This is a genomic window from bacterium, from assembly GCA_035703895.1.
Taxonomy (GTDB): domain Bacteria; phylum Sysuimicrobiota; class Sysuimicrobiia; order Sysuimicrobiales; family Segetimicrobiaceae; genus Segetimicrobium.
Genome location: DASSXJ010000293.1, coordinates 1 through 15,675, shown reverse-complemented (window position 1 = coordinate 15,675; position 15,675 = coordinate 1). Strand labels below are relative to the sequence as shown.

Annotated in this window: 14 protein-coding genes; 6 read left to right on the top strand and 8 right to left on the bottom strand. The window is 67.0% G+C overall.

Translation table 11 applies throughout. From position 1 onward, the window contains the following. From VFP86_19375 to VFP86_19365, 3 genes are all read right to left on the bottom strand, one after another. On the bottom strand, positions 1–188 hold a 188-nt coding region (locus tag VFP86_19375; protein HET9001813.1), incomplete at its 3' end, for a hypothetical protein. Positions 189–200: 12 nt separating this feature from the next. After that, positions 201–776: a YSC84-related protein gene (locus VFP86_19370; protein HET9001812.1), complete on the bottom strand. Its 576-nt coding sequence runs from the start codon at positions 774–776 to the stop codon at positions 201–203. Between the two features lie 47 nt (positions 777–823). Continuing rightward, entirely contained in the window at positions 824–1,537 is a 714-nt protein-coding gene (locus VFP86_19365; protein ID HET9001811.1) for an SDR family oxidoreductase, read from the bottom strand. 327 nt (positions 1,538–1,864) lie between these two features. Here VFP86_19365 and VFP86_19360 point away from each other — a divergent pair, with 327 nt between their 5' ends. Together VFP86_19360 and VFP86_19355 are read left to right on the top strand one after the other, a co-directional pair. Beyond that, a complete protein-coding gene (locus VFP86_19360) occupies positions 1,865–2,170 on the top strand; it encodes an NIPSNAP family containing protein (GenBank protein ID HET9001810.1) in 306 nt (101 codons plus the stop codon). Between the two features lie 9 nt (positions 2,171–2,179). Then, complete coding sequence (locus tag VFP86_19355; protein HET9001809.1) at positions 2,180–3,109, top strand: acetamidase/formamidase family protein; 930 nt, start codon at positions 2,180–2,182, stop codon at positions 3,107–3,109. A 23-nt stretch (positions 3,110–3,132) separates the two neighbouring features. Here the strand turns inward: VFP86_19355 and VFP86_19350 are convergent, their stop codons facing one another. The 3 genes from VFP86_19350 to VFP86_19340 form a co-directional block, all read right to left on the bottom strand. Continuing rightward, complete coding sequence (locus VFP86_19350) at positions 3,133–5,016, bottom strand: SLC13 family permease (protein HET9001808.1); 1,884 nt, start codon at positions 5,014–5,016, stop codon at positions 3,133–3,135. 713 nt (positions 5,017–5,729) lie between these two features. Continuing rightward, a complete protein-coding gene (locus tag VFP86_19345) occupies positions 5,730–6,914 on the bottom strand; it encodes a serine hydrolase domain-containing protein (GenBank protein ID HET9001807.1) in 1,185 nt (394 codons plus the stop codon). Positions 6,915–7,023: 109 nt separating this feature from the next. Beyond that, positions 7,024–8,019 (bottom strand): methyltransferase, encoded by a 996-nt coding sequence (locus VFP86_19340; GenBank protein HET9001806.1) that lies wholly within the window; start codon positions 8,017–8,019, stop codon positions 7,024–7,026. 269 nt (positions 8,020–8,288) lie between these two features. Here VFP86_19340 and VFP86_19335 point away from each other — a divergent pair, with 269 nt between their 5' ends. From VFP86_19335 to VFP86_19320, 4 genes are read left to right on the top strand one after another with little or no spacing between them, the layout of a single operon-like run. Beyond that, on the top strand, positions 8,289–9,218 hold the full coding sequence (locus VFP86_19335) for a M14 family metallopeptidase (protein HET9001805.1): 930 nt from the start codon (positions 8,289–8,291) through the stop codon (positions 9,216–9,218). Between the two features lie 48 nt (positions 9,219–9,266). Continuing rightward, on the top strand, positions 9,267–10,862 hold the full coding sequence (locus VFP86_19330; protein HET9001804.1) for a 4Fe-4S dicluster domain-containing protein: 1,596 nt from the start codon (positions 9,267–9,269) through the stop codon (positions 10,860–10,862). Position 10,863: 1 nt separating this feature from the next. Beyond that, on the top strand, positions 10,864–13,788 hold the full coding sequence (locus VFP86_19325) for a molybdopterin-dependent oxidoreductase (GenBank protein ID HET9001803.1): 2,925 nt from the start codon (positions 10,864–10,866) through the stop codon (positions 13,786–13,788). After that, a complete protein-coding gene (locus VFP86_19320; protein HET9001802.1) occupies positions 13,785–14,648 on the top strand; it encodes a molecular chaperone TorD family protein in 864 nt (287 codons plus the stop codon). The genes VFP86_19325 and VFP86_19320 overlap by 4 nt, the downstream gene beginning before the upstream one ends. On the opposite strand, the gene VFP86_19315 is transcribed toward VFP86_19320, so the two are convergent. Together VFP86_19315 and VFP86_19310 are read right to left on the bottom strand one after the other, a co-directional pair. Beyond that, entirely contained in the window at positions 14,623–15,156 is a 534-nt protein-coding gene (locus VFP86_19315; GenBank protein HET9001801.1) for a UGSC family (seleno)protein, read from the bottom strand. The two genes, VFP86_19320 and VFP86_19315, sit on opposite strands and share 26 nt — an antisense overlap. Beyond that, positions 15,153–15,675 (bottom strand): thioredoxin (locus VFP86_19310; protein ID HET9001800.1); only part of this gene is annotated, 523 nt, incomplete at its 5' end. The genes VFP86_19315 and VFP86_19310, both read right to left, overlap by 4 nt.

The following is a 15,675-nucleotide window of genomic DNA, read 5'->3' as shown; positions in this document are numbered from 1 at the left end:
AGTTCGGCAGGCGCGGCCGGATACCCGACGACCACCCCCGCCCCCTGGTCCTTCATCACGGCATCGAAGGCCCAGTGCCAAGGGGGCACATCGGGAAACCCTCTGCCGTCCACCGCGCCCGCGACGCCGGTGGAGACGACGACCCCCACCACCGCGGCCAGGAGACCCTCGATGAGCGGTGTCCGCACCTCACTGGCTCCTTATCTCTGGAGCTTCGAGATCTTTGCCCCCTCGAGGCTCAGGTTGTACATGAGACCCGATTGTTGGAACACGAACCCCACGATCGGCTTATTGATCGTTGCGGAATTGATGGACGCTTGCGCCCCCAGGTTGAGCAACGCCACCGATCCATCAACGCCCACGTTCCAGGCTTTACCCGCCACAGCCTTCGCCCGGAAATCCTTGAGCGCCTGGGACTGCAAAAACACGATGAGGATCGACTTTCTCTGCGCGCCGAGCTGAAACCCGATCGACCCGGCGGCGATGCTGTAATAGGCCGCGCTCTTGCCCCCAACGCGCAGCACCCCTTCGCCGTACTCCCCCCCGATCCCGATGCCGGCCTGAATGACCTCCGGGAACATGAGGTACCCGTTGGCCCCCCGGAGGAACGCGTCGGCGCCTTTGACCTGGCTCTTGAACTGGGCGATCGCCTTATTCGCGCTCGCGTCGATCGCCTGCGCGGTTGCGGCCTGGGACGTACTCGGCAACGTCAAGCTTCCCACCAGCACGAGACAGACTGTCCACACGATGCGCCTGCGAGATCTCGCTGTCCACATCGACGTCGCCCTCCTCGAGGATCGCTCTCCGCTACACCTACACCATATCAATAATTGATAGAGACCGGAATCAGCACGTCGTCGTACACGAGGTTCGGGGTGGACACGGCCAGCAGCACGAGGTCGGCCACCGCCTGCGGGGGGATCACGTGCGTCCGGTCGAACGCGGGCGTCGCCGCCCAGCGCATCGGCGTATCCATCGGACCGGGGGCGATCACCGCCAGCTGCACACCGTGAGCGGCGGCCTCCCTGGTCCAGCACCTGGTGAACGCGATGACGCCCGCCTTCGCCGATCCGTAGACGCTGGCCGCCGGGGCGCCGGTGATGGCCGCCCGGGAAGCGAGGTTGACGATCGCGCCGCGGCCCCGGGCCATCATCCCAGGGAGAAACTCCCGCATCGTGAGGAACACGGATCCCAGGTTCACCGCCAGGATCCGATGCCAATCGTCCCAGGTAATCTCGGCCAGCGGCTTGAGGAGGGCTTCGCCGGCGCAGTTGACCAGGATGTCGGGCTCACCGTAGGCGTCACGCGTCCACCTCGCCAGATGCCGGACTTCCTCTTCCCGCGTGGCGTCCGTTCTGACAGATGCCGCCTCGCCCCCCGCGGCCCGTACCTCCGCGGCCGCGCTCTCGAGCTCACTTGCGGTCCGGGCGGCGAGCACGACCCGGGCACCTGCCTGCGCCAACGTCGTAGCAATCGTCCTGCCCAACCCGCGTCCACCCCCGACGATCACGGCGATCTTGCGGTCGAGCACGGCCATCGTGCTCCCTCCCCAAGTTTCGTCTCGCGGCGGGCACGGTTCTGCCGGCCGCGGGCGGCGCACTCCAGCGTCGCGCGTTCGCCATCGCGCATGGGGTCCCTGCCGGCAGGAATCCGATTTGGGGCCGCGGTAGGTGAGGGGCAGAGCCCCAACGCTTTGGTTGGTCAAGCGCCAGAATATGACGCGCGATCGTGCGCCGAGCCCAATCCCCCTATGGCCATCCACAGGCCAACCCAGCGCCGCATCATGCCAGCCGGGAAGATCAGGGGGTGGGGGGACACGGACCTGTTAAAAGGCATTTCGGGAACTCAAAGGAGGGAGATCAACATGACCGCGGAACTGCGAATCTACACCATCAACAAGGGCCGGTTGAATGATTTTGTGCAGGCGTGGGCGGCCGGCGTCTATCCGCTGCGCCTGAAGAATGGCTATCGCATCGACGGCGCCTGGATCATTCGGGAGCGCAACGAGTTCGTTTGGCTCCTCAGCAGCGACGGAGACGACTGGGTCGCCCAAGAGAGGTCCTACTACGCTTCTCCTGAGCGCGCCGCGATCAACCCGGACCCGGCGCAGTACATTGCCAAGGCGGAGAAGTGGTTGTTGACGCCGGTTCTGCCGCAGCCGCCTCGGTAGGCGTCTGCCATGGCGACCCGTTACTTTCCGTTAGACAAAGTGCACCGCACGTGGGACGTGCGCCATGAGCCGGGGATGGTGATCGACAGCGGCGACGTCGTGGTGGTGCACACCCGTGATGTCAGCGACAATCAGATCACGCCGACGTCCACCTCCGCGGCCCTGCCAACGCAGAACCGGGCGCGCTCGTATCCGCTGGCCGGTCCCCTCTACGTGAACGGGGCCGGACCGGGCGATGCGCTGGCCGTCGAGATACTCGATATCCATACGCGGGGGTGGGGGTGGACCGCCATCGCCCCTGGGCGGGGGTTACTCCCCGATGACTTCAAGGAGCCCTATCTGCGGGTCTTCGATCTCGCGAGCGGCGACGTCGCCCGCATGCGCGACGACATTGCGATCCCGATTGAGCCCTTCTTCGGGACGATGGGGGTCTGCCCGACTGGGGCGCACGAGCAGGCGGTTGCGCCTCCCGGGACGTTCGGCGGCAACATGGATGTCCGACAGCTCACACGCGGCAGCACGCTCTACCTGCCGGTGCAGGTCGACGGCGCCCTGTTCAGTTGCGGGGATGCACACGCGGCGCAGGGCGACGGCGAGGTGTGCATCACAGGCATCGAGGCTCCGATGTACGCGGCGCTACGATTCACGCTCCAGAAAGGCCGAAGGATTCCGGGGCCGCAGTTCGCCGTGCCTGGTCCGCTGGTCCCCCGCGTGAACCATGGGGGCTGGTACGGGACAACCGGGGTCGGGCCGGATCTCTACAGAGCTTCGCAGGATGCGGTGCGCGCGATGATCGGGCACCTGTCCCAAGGCTACCGGCTCTCGGCCGAGGATGCGTACGTGCTGGCGAGTCTCTGTGTGGATCTGAAGATCTCAGAGATCGTCGACGCTGGGCAGTACATCGTCAGCGCACTCCTGCCGCTCGCCGTCTTTCGCTAGAGCCTAATAACGGCCTGGAGTGACTACCGCGTCAGGATCCCAAGAAATTTCCAATACGGCAGGCTCACCGCCAGGGCGAGCAGCGTCAGCACGGTCAGCCCCACGCCGGCCAGGCGGGCGTGACGTTCGGTGAACATCTCCCCCTCCGTGGCGTCCCGGACGAGCCGGCAGTAGTCGCTCTGACGCGGGTTGAGCCAGGCGTTGGCGGTGACCAACACGACGAAGCCGGCGATCCACGGGGCCAGGCCGAGCCTGGGGGCCGCCGGGACCAGCGCGAGGCTCAGAAGCAGCGTGGCCGGAATCCAGGGCAGCGCGAGCCGGGCGGCGACGATCGCGAGCGCGAGCAGCATGACGAGCGCGGCCGGGCTTCCGACCGAACGTACGAGCGGCACGAGCAGATTCGCGATCCACCCGTCGATCCCGACGCCGTGAAGAACGCCGCCGGTTCCCAGCAGGACGCCGAACAGCGCCAGGAAGCCCCACTCAATGGAGTTCCGGAAGCTTTCCCGGTTCAGCACTTCCCCGGTGAGGCCTATGATAAGCGCGGTGGCCGCCACCCACGCGCTGTCGATCCGGAGGGTCGGCTGGGCGACGAGCCCCAGGAGCAAGACCGCGAGCGCGATGATCGTGACGAGCTCGGAGGACGCGAGCGGTCCGAGGACCCGCCGTTGGCGCTCCAGGGCGGCGGGGGCGATTCTCGGTGACTCCGTCGGCCGAAAGCCGACCAACAGCATGGCGGCGCAGCCCAGAAACAGAATCAGCCCGGCCGGAGCCGCGCCCAGGAACCAGACGGACCAGCTGAACTGCGCGCGGTCCGCGGCCGGCATCAGCGCAAATACGTAGAAATTCATCGCGAGGCCGGTGAAGAAGACGCTGCTGAACGCCGCGTACCCGAGAATTCCGGCGAACGCTAGGCCCGCGCTCCCTCGGCTCCGCGGTGGATATCCCAGGCCGTGGGCGAGTTCCTGGGCAAGCGGGGCTATCGCCGCGACACGCGCGATCGAAAGCGGCATCAGCGGCGTGACGAGCGCTCCCCCGACGAGCAGGGCGAGCACTTGGCCGGAGTAGGACGGCGGAAAGGTCCGTAGCAGCCGCAGCGCGACGCGATAGAGCAGGCCGGAACGCGACATCGCCGCGGCCAGGCCCAGGGCGCTGAGGGCCACTATGTAGGACGAGCTCGTGAACCCCGCGAGCGCCTGCCCGAGCGGCACCAGTCCCGTCAGCCCCCACGCGGTCACCATGGCCAGGGCGACGACAAAATCGGGCACCGGCTCGGTCAGCCACGCAAGGACCGCCCCGATGACGATAAGGCCGACGTGCCACCCTCTGGCGGTCAGTCCGGCCGGCGGGGACACCGTCCAGAGGACGACGGGGACGCCGATCGCGAGGGCGAACGACAAATTTCGCCGCAGGCGCGATGGCGCGGGGCGGGGAGCATCGAGACGGATCGGAAGCGCCGTCGCCGTCGTGATTGGAACGCCCGCGTGCTCTCGCGAACGGCGGTCGAGCAGTTCCGCGAGCGATGTGGCCATCATAAGCCCGAGGTGGCCCCGCTCCCTGGCCACCCGCTCGAATCGCTCCCGGGATAGTTTCCAGGCGCGCACGTCGGTCGCGGCGCGGGCCGACCCCGTGCGGCGCCCGAGCAGCAGGCCAAGCTCGCCGAAATGCGCGGGTGCCCGGAGCGTGGCGACCGACCGCTCGCCCGTGGGTCCGCGGACGCTTACGGTCACCTGACCTTCGTCGAGAAGGTAGAGCGCGTCGGCGTCGGCTCCCTCGGAGAAGATGACCGTGTCGGCGGCGAACGCCACCTCCTCCAGCGCCCCGGTCAGGCGTGCAACGTCCAGGCGGTCGAGCGCACTGAAGAATGGTACGCCGCGGATCAACGCTTCGACCGGCTCAGCCGTCATGTCCGCGGGCGCGGTGACGGCGCGTCCAAGGGGGTCCGCGCAGGAAGGAGCAGGTACGCGGGCCGGGTGCCGGCGCGGGGCGATGCGGCGGCTCGCCGCTCAGCCGGCGGGCTCCCTGAGGCAAAGCACGCTGACCGGAATTTTCGTTTTGGCTTCCTGCCCCACCAATCGGCGGTAGATTGATTACGGGACCAGGTTCGGCGAGCGGGAACTGGATGTTTCGAGCCCCGCGGATCGGTCAAGTGCTGTACGATGAGGGCGCTGGAGCCCAACCGTTCGTCCAGCTCGCGTACGAGGATCAGCCCGCCATCGGAGGTGACCCGCGATCCCTTGGACTCGATCTTCAACGCGGTGTTGAACGAGAGCCGAAAGGGCTGGTTGTGGACTTCGCCCATTAGATATGCGCCTCCCCAGCGTCATCATCGCGCAAACCTGTATCAAGAAAGACATTCGACACATACTCGAGGTTCTCAGCGCGTGGTCAAATCGGAACTGCAGGCTCAGCTCAGTTTCTCAGATATGTTCAGCAAACACATCGAGGTACTTTTTCAGCCAACAGCTGGCCCTATCTCTTCCCCGTGCTAAACTGCAGAGACCGACCAAGCTGCCGGAACTTGGTTGCGCTGCTACCCGTTCCGGCAGGGATTCGAAATCGTTCCGGTCACCGATGTCGGTCAGGAACTAATCTCGGCACAGGGGCGCCACGAAGTGATCTATCCGCAATTGATCCAATGAGCCAGATCGTGTCGCGGCGTCATTTCCAGCAGCTCATCCACGAGAGTTAGTCGAACCGCCTGGACAAACAAACCTGCCCCCTCCGCGTTGGCAAGAATGACCAGCCCTGCCTTGACGGATGGAACAAGCGTGATGTTGGCCCGGAAGCCGGGGTTCCTGCCGCTATGGAAAATGAGGTGCACCCCCCGATGCTCTGAGGTGAACCATCCCAGCGCGTAGCGGATGTCCTCGGCTGGAGAGTCGCGTGTAGCGATCTCCGGACGGTGCAATTCCGCCAGCATGGGCGGCGAGACCAACTGCCGGCCCGACGCCGTGCCGTCGCCGAGTTGAAACAGCGCATACCGCGCCATGTCGGCGACGCTGGCATCGATGCCCCCTCCGGGCGCCAGAGGTTCCATCCATCGGAGTGCTTCCCAAAGCACCGGTACCTGGCCGAAAACATATGGTCGGTACGGCTGAGCCGCGTCTTGAGCCCGCTCAAGACCAAAGGACCCGAATGACGCGGTCGCCATCCCGAGCGGTCCGAAGATGTGCGCCCGCGTATACGCCTCCCAGGATTGGCCCGTCATCCGTTCCAGAACGTAGGCCGCCAGCAGAAAGCACTGGGTGCAGTACTGAAACCGTGCGCCCGGCGCCGCGGTGATCGGCACCGTTGCCATGTCGTGGACGATTTGCTGGTGACTTGCATCCGCCGCCGGCGTGTTCCACTTTGCGTCGGGCGGAAGGCCGCTGGTGTGGGACAGCAGCTGCCGCAACGTCACCCTCTGCGTCACGCCGGGATCGCTGAGCCGTAACTCGGGCACGTACTTAATGATCGGTGTATCGAGATCGACTTTGTGCTGATCCACCAACTGTGCGATGCCGAGTGCCGTGAACGACTTCGAAATGGACCCGATGCTGAAAAGTGTGCCCGTGGTGACGGGCGCGTGAGTCGCCAGATCTCGATAACCGTATCCTCTCTCTAGCACAACCCGACCGTCTTTGATCAGCGCGAGCGACGCCCCCGGCACGCCGTACGTCGCCATCAATCGTAGCATCAAAGCATCGATGGCTTGGACGTCGATCGCGTCGTCCGCGCACGCAGGAGCGCCGAAGAACACAGCGACGACAAAAGTGACCAGCACGCAAATCGCGAGTACTCGACCGCCGCGATGTCGGGCCATGGCCACTCCATCCGGATACGGAGATGTACGGTTCAATTCACCTCGTTGGCAAACGTGCGTATAGAGGGAGGGGTCGTCGAAGCAGCGCCTATCATGCGGTTGCGAGAGGTTACATCGGACCAGGAACCCCCTCGATGATGCTTATTTGAGCCTGCGTCGGCGTCGCTCCCACGAGCCGGAAGCCGCCCGCGGCGAACAGCGCCTCGAACTCCTTGCGGGTGCGCTCCCTCCCTCCCGGTCCGACGAGCATGTTCAGGTCGCCCAACTTGACCCGCGGGTCCTCGTTGGGCGGGCCGACCTCTCGTTCGATGGCTAGCAGAGCCCCATCCGGTGCGATCGCCCGCCGGCACATCCGGAGAATTGCGACGGCCTCCTCGTCCGCCCAATTGTGGAGCACGAACTTCAGGGTGTAGGCATCCCCGCCGTTCGGGACTCCTTCGAAGAAACTGCCGGCCACGATCCGGCACCGGTCCGCAACGCCCGCCGCCTTGAGGACGTGTTCGGCTCCCTCAACGACATGCGGCTGATCGAAGAGGACGCCGCGGACTGAACGGTGCTTTGCGAGGATGGCCGCTAACAGCGCGCCCTGGCCGCCGCCCAGGTCCACGACGCATCGGAAGCGCCCGAAGTCGTAGGCGTCGAGGAGAACTTCGTTCGTGCCGCGCGAGAGCGCCGTCATTGCTTGGTCGAAGATGGCTCCCGCCTCCGGGTTCCGCGCGCGATATTCATAGGCGCTCATCCCATGGACATGGCGGAAGGCCGTCTCGCCGATCCTCACGCTGTGCTCCAATTGTCCCCAGGCCAGCCGGTACGCCGGCTCGCCAATGTAGGATGCCCACGGACCGACCGGGCTGCGTGAATCGGAGCGGAGGCAGTCACCGAGCGGGGTCAGGCTAAAGCGACGGTCCGTGTCCTCACGGAGGACGCCGACGCTGGCGAGCGCCCGCAGTAGCCGGTAGAGCGACGGGGCGTGTGCGCCGGTCGCCGCGGCGAGGTCCTCGCTGCTCCGGGGGCCACCCGTGAGGAGATCAGCGATCCCGAGTCTCGCCGCGACATGAATCGCCTGCGACACTTGGAATCCGTTGATCAAGGTAAGCAGCGCCATAGACGGCCTGCTGTCGTTCTTATTCATCACCCTCCCCCAAATCAGCACCGCCTCCACGTGCGGTGCGTCGACGGACAAACGCTATGGCCTGAGATTTGCATTTTGATGCCTGCACTCCTTCCCTTCATTGAACCCAGCCCGTGCGATTCAGGCTACGTCCGCCCCGAGGAGCCGGGGAAGCCTTCGCCGAACGTCGCCTGAGGCGGCAGATTGTCGAGGGCTTGCACGGGCTTGGAAGACCGCGCTACAAGGACCGAGGAGGGGAATCGGTGAGTTCAGCTTGGACGGTGCAGCGGATCCCGATCACATCGCTCGCGAGCGGCGCCGAGGTATCGCTCGCGCTCCACGAACTGCGGGGCCGGCAGGGGGACGGGCCCACGTTGGGGCTGGCCGCGGGGATTCACGGAGACGAAGCGGTCGGCGTCGAGATCCTCTTCCGGGTCCGTACGCGCCTCAGCGCCGGTGACCTGCGCGGCCGCGTGCTGATGCTGCCCTGCGCGAACCCCCTCTCCTACGCCGCGATCACGCGGAACACACCGCTCGACATGACCAACTTGAACCGCGTCTTTCCCGGAGATCCGCACGGCGGGTTCACCGAGCAGCTGGCGGACAAGATCACGACTCGATTCCTCAACCAGATCGATGCGCTGGTGGATCTCCATGCCGGCGGCGCGTATCCGACCGTCGACTACGTGTATATCGTCAACGACGAACGTCTCTCCCGAGCCTTCGGCTCGGCCTGGCTGTACCGGCCTCGCGACCCGTACCCCGGGACGGCAAGCGGGATCACGCGCGCGCGGGACGTGCCGTCGATCGTCGTGGAGCTCGGCGGCGGCGACGTCGACCAGTCCGAGTACGTCGAGCGCGGGGTCCGGGGAATTCTGAACGTGATGCGGGCGATGGAGATGCTTCCCCCCATTCCGGCGGCGGCGCCCCCGCAGACGGTGCTGACCGAGATCGCCACACTCCGACCCCACGCCGGCGGCCTCTTGATCCCCGAGGTGACCGCCCTCGGAGTCGAGGTGGGACCGGCCACGGTGCTGGGGCGCGTCTACCATCCCCAGACCTTCGAAGAACTCGAGGCGATCTCGGCGCCGTATCGGCGGAACGTCACGATCCTGCTGCACCGGACCGCGGATGTCGTCGAGCCCGGGAGCTACGGCTATATGATCGGGAACCTCGACAGCGTAGAGGGCTAACCCTACGGGGTGCAGGAATCGACCCGCCAGACGCGGTAGGGGACATCCATGACCGCAAGTGCTTCACCCGCCGCCGCCCCGCTCGAGATGCCCGCCCGCCCGATCAAGTGGGCCAAAGTCATCGACCACACCCGCTGCATCGGCTGCCACGCCTGCACGACCGCGTGCAAGTCTGAGAACGAGGTGCCGCTGTCCGTCACCCGCACCTACGTCAAGTACGTCGATGTCGGGATGTTCCCCCACACTCACCGCGCGTTCCAGGTCACGCGGTGCAACCAGTGCGATCACGCGCCCTGCACCACCGCCTGTCCCACGACGGCGATGTACCGGAGGAGGGACGGGATCGTCGACTTCGACAAAACCATCTGCATCGGGTGCAAAGCCTGCATCGCGGCGTGTCCGTACGACGCCATCTTCATCAACCCCGACGACCACTCGGCCGAGAAGTGCAACTTCTGCGCTCACCGGATCGACGTCGGCCTCGAGCCGGCCTGCGTGGTGGTCTGCCCCACCGAGGCGATCCTCGTCGGCGACCTCAACGATCCGGGCTCCCGGGTCGCTCAGATCGTCGGGCGGGAGGCCACGACCGTGCGGCGGCCGGAGAAGGGGACGCATCCCAAGCTTTTCTATACCGGCGCGCACCAAGCGACCCTCGACCCGATCGCGGCGCGGCGGCCGTCGGGCGGACTCTTCATGTGGAGCGAACAGGGCCGGTTTCCACAGCAGGTCACGTCAGGCCACCCGGACGGGTGGAGCACGTCTTCGGCCGCGGCGCTCTTGAGCTACGACGTGCCGCATCAGATGCCATGGGGATGGCGGGTCAGCCTGTACACCTGGACCAAGGCGATCGCGTCGGGGGCGTACCTCGTCCCGCTGCTGCTGCTCATGGGCGGGTTCCTCTCAGGGACGAACCTCCTGTGGCTGTGGTCCGCCCCCGTCCTGGCCGGCGTCTTCCTCGTTGTGACGGGAGGACTGCTCGTCGCCGACCTCAAGCACCCCGAGCGTTTCTACCTCATCTTCACCAGACCCCAGTGGTCGAGCTGGTTGGTGAAGGGGGCGTTCATCATCGCCGGGTATGCCGCCGTGCTCGCCGCTCATGTCGGCGCGACGCTCCTCGGGGGAAGCCGCGTGCAGACGGCGCTCGCGGTCCTCGGCGGGCCGCTGGCGGCGCTGACCGCCGTGTACACGGCGTACCTCTTCGCTCAGGCACAGGCACGCGATCTCTGGCAGAACCCGCTCCTGCCGTCGCACTTCCTCGTCCAGGCCGTGCTGGCAGGCTCCGCCGCCCTGCTCCCGGTGGCCGTGCGGTTCGACGCGGATCTCGTCCGGCCGCTTCTGTGGATGCTCGGCGCCTCCAGCCTGCTGCAGCTGCTGCTGGCCTGGGGGGAAGCGACCTTGACCCATGCCACTGCGCATGCCCATCTGGCGGTCCATGAGTTGGTCGGGGGACGATTCCGTAGGTTCTACCGATCGGGGCTCTGGTTGACCGGCCTGGGGCTCGTGGCGTGCGGGCTCGGCGTCGTTGCCGCCTTCCCCTCGCTCGATCCGTGGGTCGCGTTGAGCGCCGTCCCGCCGGCTCTGGCCGGCCTCCTCGCCTACGAGCACGGCTATGTCCAGGCGGGACAAGCCGTACCCCTTGCCTAGTATGCGTCTCGAGCAGCTCAACGCACGGGTGAGCGCGGCGCGCGAGGCCGCCGAGGCCCGTGGGGAAACCTTCTACCCCGGGCCGAGCCGGATTCACTTGGCCGCGTTTCCGCCCAAGGAGCGGTGGGACGACTGGGTCGAGCTCGATTCAAAAGCTTGGCCGGCGCGGGTCGAGAAGCGCTATATGCTCGTGCCCACTACGTGCTTCAACTGCGAGTCCGCGTGCGGGCTGCTGGCGTACGTGGACAAGGACACCCTGCAGGTCCGAAAGTTCGAGGGCAATCCCGAGCACCCCGGCTCACGCGGACGGAACTGCGCCAAAGGACCCGCGACGCTCAACCAGGTCACCGACCCGGATCGCATCCTATATCCGCTCAAGCGGGTCGGACGCCGCGGCGCGGGGCAGTGGGTGCGGGTCAGCTGGGACGAGGCCCTCGACGACATCGCGATCCGCGTGCGACACGCGATCGCCGAGGGCCGGCACAATGAGATCATGTACCATGTTGGCCGGCCGGGAGAAGACGGCTTCACCGAGCGGGTGCTGGCCGCGTGGGGCGTCGACGGGCACAACACCCACACCAACGTGTGCTCGAGCGGCGGCAGGACGGGCTATCACTTTTGGATGGGGCTGGACCGGCCGAGCCCCGATCATGCCAACGCCAGGGTCATCCTGTTGATCAGCAGCCACCTGGAGGCCGGTCACTACTTCAACCCGCATGCGCAGCGTGTCATCGAAGCGAAGCAGCGCGGGGCGAAGCTGATCGTCTTCGATACGCGGCTCTCGAACACCGCCACGCACGCCGATCACTGGGTGGCCCCCTACCCCGGGAGCGAGGCGGCCATCCTCTTGGCGATCGCCAACCACTTGATCCAGCACGACCTCTACGACCGGGAGTTCGTGCGGCGGTGGTGGAACTGGCAGGAGTACCTGGAGCGCGAGCACCCCGCCGTCCCCCCCACCTTCGAGCAATTCGAGGCCGTCCTCAAGACGCTGTACACGTCGTATACGTTCGAGTTCGCCGCCGCAGAGTCGGGGGTGGACGCCGCGACACTCCAGGAGATCGCGGCGACCGTGGCGATCGCGGGTACGCGGCTCTCCACCCACACCTGGCGGAGCGCGGCCGCCGGCAACCTCGGCGGATGGCAGGTGGCCCGGACCCTCTTCCTCCTCAACGCGTTGTTGGGAGCCGTGGCGACGGAAGGCGGGACGTATCCCAACGCGTGGAACAAGTTTGTCCCCCGCCCGATCTACGTCCCGCCGCATCCGTCCGTGTGGAACGAGCTGACCTGGCCGCGCGAATACCCGCTGGCCATCAACGAACTCTCGTTTTTGCTCCCCCATCTGCTCAAAGCGCGCCGCGGCCACCTCGACGTGTACTTCACCCGGGTGTACAACCCGGTCTGGACCAACCCCGATGGGTTCTCGTGGATCGAGGCCCTCACCGATGAGTCTCTGCTGAGGCTCCACGTCGCGCTCACGCCTACGTGGAGCGAGACCGCGTTCTTCGCGGACTACATCCTGCCGATGGGACACGGGTCCGAGCGCCACGATCTCCATTCCTACGAACAGTACGACGGCCAGTGGATCGGGTTCCGGCAGCCCGTCCTCCGCGCGGCGCGCGAACGGCTCGGGGAGCGCGTCGCCGACACCCGCCAGGTCAATCCGGGAGAGGTGTGGGAGGAAAACGAGTTCTGGATCGAGCTGTCCTGGCGCATCGATCCGGACGGCGGCCTCGGCATCCGGCGCTACTTCGAGTCTCGACGCACCCCCGGCCAGAAGCTGACCGTCGACGAATACTACGGGTATATCTTCGAGCACTCCGTCCCCGGCCTCCCCGAGCGGGCGGCGGCCGAAGGGATCACGCCGCTCGCGTACATGCGCCGGTACGGCGCCTTCGAAGTCGCGAGATCCATCGGGCCGCTCCACGAGCAGCCGGTGCCCACGCAGGAACTGGCCGGCATGCGCGTCGAGCGGACCGGCCGAGTGTACACCAAGTCCCCTGCGCCGCCGAACCCCAACATCGTCCCGACCGGAAGCCCGGATCTCGATTCGGAAGGACGACGGCCTGTGGGGGTGCTGGTTGGCGACGAGATCGTACGCGGCTTCCCGACCCCCTCAGGGCGACTCGAGTTCTACTCCTCCACCCTGGCCGGGTGGGGGTGGCGGGAGCACGCGATCCCGACCTACATCAAGAGCCACATCCACCGCGATCACCTGGCTCCCGACCAGATGCCGCTGATCTCGACCTTCCGCCTGCCGGTCCAGATCCATACGCGCAGCGCGAACGCCAAGTGGCTGGACGAAATCGCTCACACCAACCCCTTGTGGATTCACCCCTCGGACGCGAAGCGCATCGACGTGGCCACCGGGGACCTGGTGCGCGTCGAGACCGAGATCGGCCACTACGTGGTGAAGGTGTGGGTGACCGAGGGGATCCGCCCTGGGGTCGTGGCGTGCAGCCACCATATGGGCCGGTGGAAGCTGCACGACGCCGCTCAGCGGCAGATGATGGCGAGCGTGTCCCTCGACCACACCGATCACCGGTGGGGAATGCGGCAGCTCGCCGGGGTGCGCCCGTACACGTCACAGGATCGGGATACGTTGAAGATCTGGTGGACGGATGTCGGCGTCCATCAGAACCTGACGTTCCCGGTGCACCCCGACCCGGTGTCCGGTCAACACTGCTGGCATCAGGCGGTGCGGGTCAAGAAGGCCGGCATCAGGGATCAGTATGGGGACATCTATGTCGACACCAGCGCCTCCGCCGAGGTCTATCGCCGGTGGCTCGGGCTCACACGGGGGGCCGACCGGTACTCGCCGGACCGGACCCGCCGCCCGTACTGGCTGATGCGCCCGCTCCGCCCGGCCAAGGACGCCTACCGCCTCCCGGATCCCGGAGAACCGGTCGGCATTGTGGGGTTGTGAGCGAGCTCGTCCGAGCGCTGGCGGTCCTCGCAGAACCTCCCGGATCCGAGCAGGCGCGCCTGGGCAGGCTGCTGGGCCTGGACGGAATCCCGGACCCGGCCGAGTACACCGAAGTGTTCGCGCTGCAGCTCTATCCGTATGCCTCGGTGTACCTCGGCGCCGAGGGGATGCTTGGAGGAGACGCGCGGGACCGCGTCGCCGGGTTTTGGCGGGCCCTCCACCGAGCCCCACCGGCGGAGCCGGATCACCTCACCGCGCTGTTGGGATTGTACGCGGCCCTCGGCGAGCACGCGCGCGGGGAACCCGATCCCCCACGGCGCCTGATGGGGCGCCTGAGCCGGGAAGCGTTCCTCTGGGAGCACCTGGCCTCCTGGCTCTTCCCCTACCTCGACAAACTCCGCGACGTCGCGCCCCCCTTCTACCGGTCATGGGGCGCGCTGCTCGCCGAAACCCTCACGGCCGAGATCGAAGGAGCCGGCCCCCCGGGCGCGCTGCCACTGCACCTTCGCCTCGCTCCGCCGCTCCCGGATCCCAGGGTGGACGGCGCCGAGGCGTTCACGAGCGGGCTCCTCTCTCCGGTGCGCAGCGGCATGGTGCTGACCAGGGCGGACCTGGCCCGCGCGGCGCATAGTCTCGAACTCGGCCTCAGGATGGGCGAGCGCAGGTTCATCCTCGCCGCGTTGCTCTCACAAGATCCAGGCGGGACGCTGGGTTGGCTGGCGGGAGAAGCCCTGGCCTGGGTGTCGAGGCACGAGGCACACCAGACCGTCACCGGTCACGTGGCCCTGTTTTGGGCCGGACGCGCGGCCGCGACGGCTGCGCTGCTGGACGCAGTTAGGCCGGGGGGCGCTCCGCCGTGAGCGTCCGCACGATCTCCTCGACCGCCTCGTCGGCAAGGGCGCGGAGTTCGTCGTCGGTACGGTCTTGAATCGGATGGCGGACAAAGACGCACGCCGGATCCGCACCGAGGGCGCGCGCCTGCGCGGCAGCCGCGTGCACGAACTCGTCCGACGCGACCATCACGCCTGGAATCCCGCGGGTCTCGAGGTCAACGATGTCGTGCACACTGCACGACGTGCACGACCCTCAGTCGGCGAGACCCTCAATCACGGCGTCGCACTTAACGCTGATCTCGTACCGGAGGTCGGCCGGAGCCACCTTGGTGAACGTGGGCTTGCGGAAGCGCAGCACGCGCAGACCGCGGGCGGTGAGCAGGGCGTCGAGTCGGTCCAGAAACACATCCCCGCGCGACTTGGAGATATCGAGCAGCCCCACGGTCCGGTCCGACAATGACACCGGACGAGATGGACGCACACGGACCTGCGGCGTGCGCTCGCTGGTCGGGTCGAGCACGATCTGGTCTGTCACAGGATCACCTCCCGGGTCACGGGCTGGCTTCCGCCGGGCCCGTTTTTCCAACTGCCGATGATGCCGGAGAATAGCCCGGCCGTCCCACCGGCGTGAACGAACAGGACCCCCTCGGGCCGGAACTTCGGCCAGGAGCCGCCGGCGAACGTCTCCGGCATCCCTTCGGCGCAGCCGCCCGCGCCCCTAACGATCTCAGCCCCGGGAAGCGTGAGCACCTCGATGAGCTCATCGCGAAGACGCGCCTTCGACCAGCGGGCCTCCCGGAAGACGCGACCGTGCTCGGGGGACACGACGACGAGGGCGTCGTAGTCGCCGACAAATTTCGGGTGGGCCACGGTGCGCAGGCACCCGGCCAACGACAGGGCGAGCGATTCGGGCGACCGGGAGCGCTGGTCGAACACCGCGCGCAGCCCCTCGCCCGCGAACACGGTCACGGCCGAGGCGCCCGTGGGCACGCCGCGCTCGACCGCGAGGGGTTCCCACGGCGAGCGCTCTTCGTCTTCCGCGAAGCAGAAGGTG

Excerpts from the sequence above, each read along its gene's own strand:
- VFP86_19340 (HET9001806.1), bottom strand. The coding sequence starts at position 8,019 with ATGGCGCTGCTTACCTTGATCAACGGATTCCAAGTGTCGCAGGCGATT.
- VFP86_19345 (HET9001807.1), bottom strand. The coding sequence starts at position 6,914 with ATGGCCCGACATCGCGGCGGTCGAGTACTCGCGATTTGCGTGCTGGTC.
- VFP86_19360 (HET9001810.1), top strand. The coding sequence starts at position 1,865 with ATGACCGCGGAACTGCGAATCTACACCATCAACAAGGGCCGGTTGAAT.
- VFP86_19325 (HET9001803.1), top strand. The coding sequence starts at position 10,864 with ATGCGTCTCGAGCAGCTCAACGCACGGGTGAGCGCGGCGCGCGAGGCC.
- VFP86_19350 (HET9001808.1), bottom strand. The coding sequence starts at position 5,016 with ATGACGGCTGAGCCGGTCGAAGCGTTGATCCGCGGCGTACCATTCTTC.
- VFP86_19355 (HET9001809.1), top strand. The coding sequence starts at position 2,180 with ATGGCGACCCGTTACTTTCCGTTAGACAAAGTGCACCGCACGTGGGAC.
- VFP86_19370 (HET9001812.1), bottom strand. The coding sequence starts at position 776 with ATGTGGACAGCGAGATCTCGCAGGCGCATCGTGTGGACAGTCTGTCTC.
- VFP86_19330 (HET9001804.1), top strand. The coding sequence starts at position 9,267 with ATGACCGCAAGTGCTTCACCCGCCGCCGCCCCGCTCGAGATGCCCGCC.
- VFP86_19365 (HET9001811.1), bottom strand. The coding sequence starts at position 1,537 with ATGGCCGTGCTCGACCGCAAGATCGCCGTGATCGTCGGGGGTGGACGC.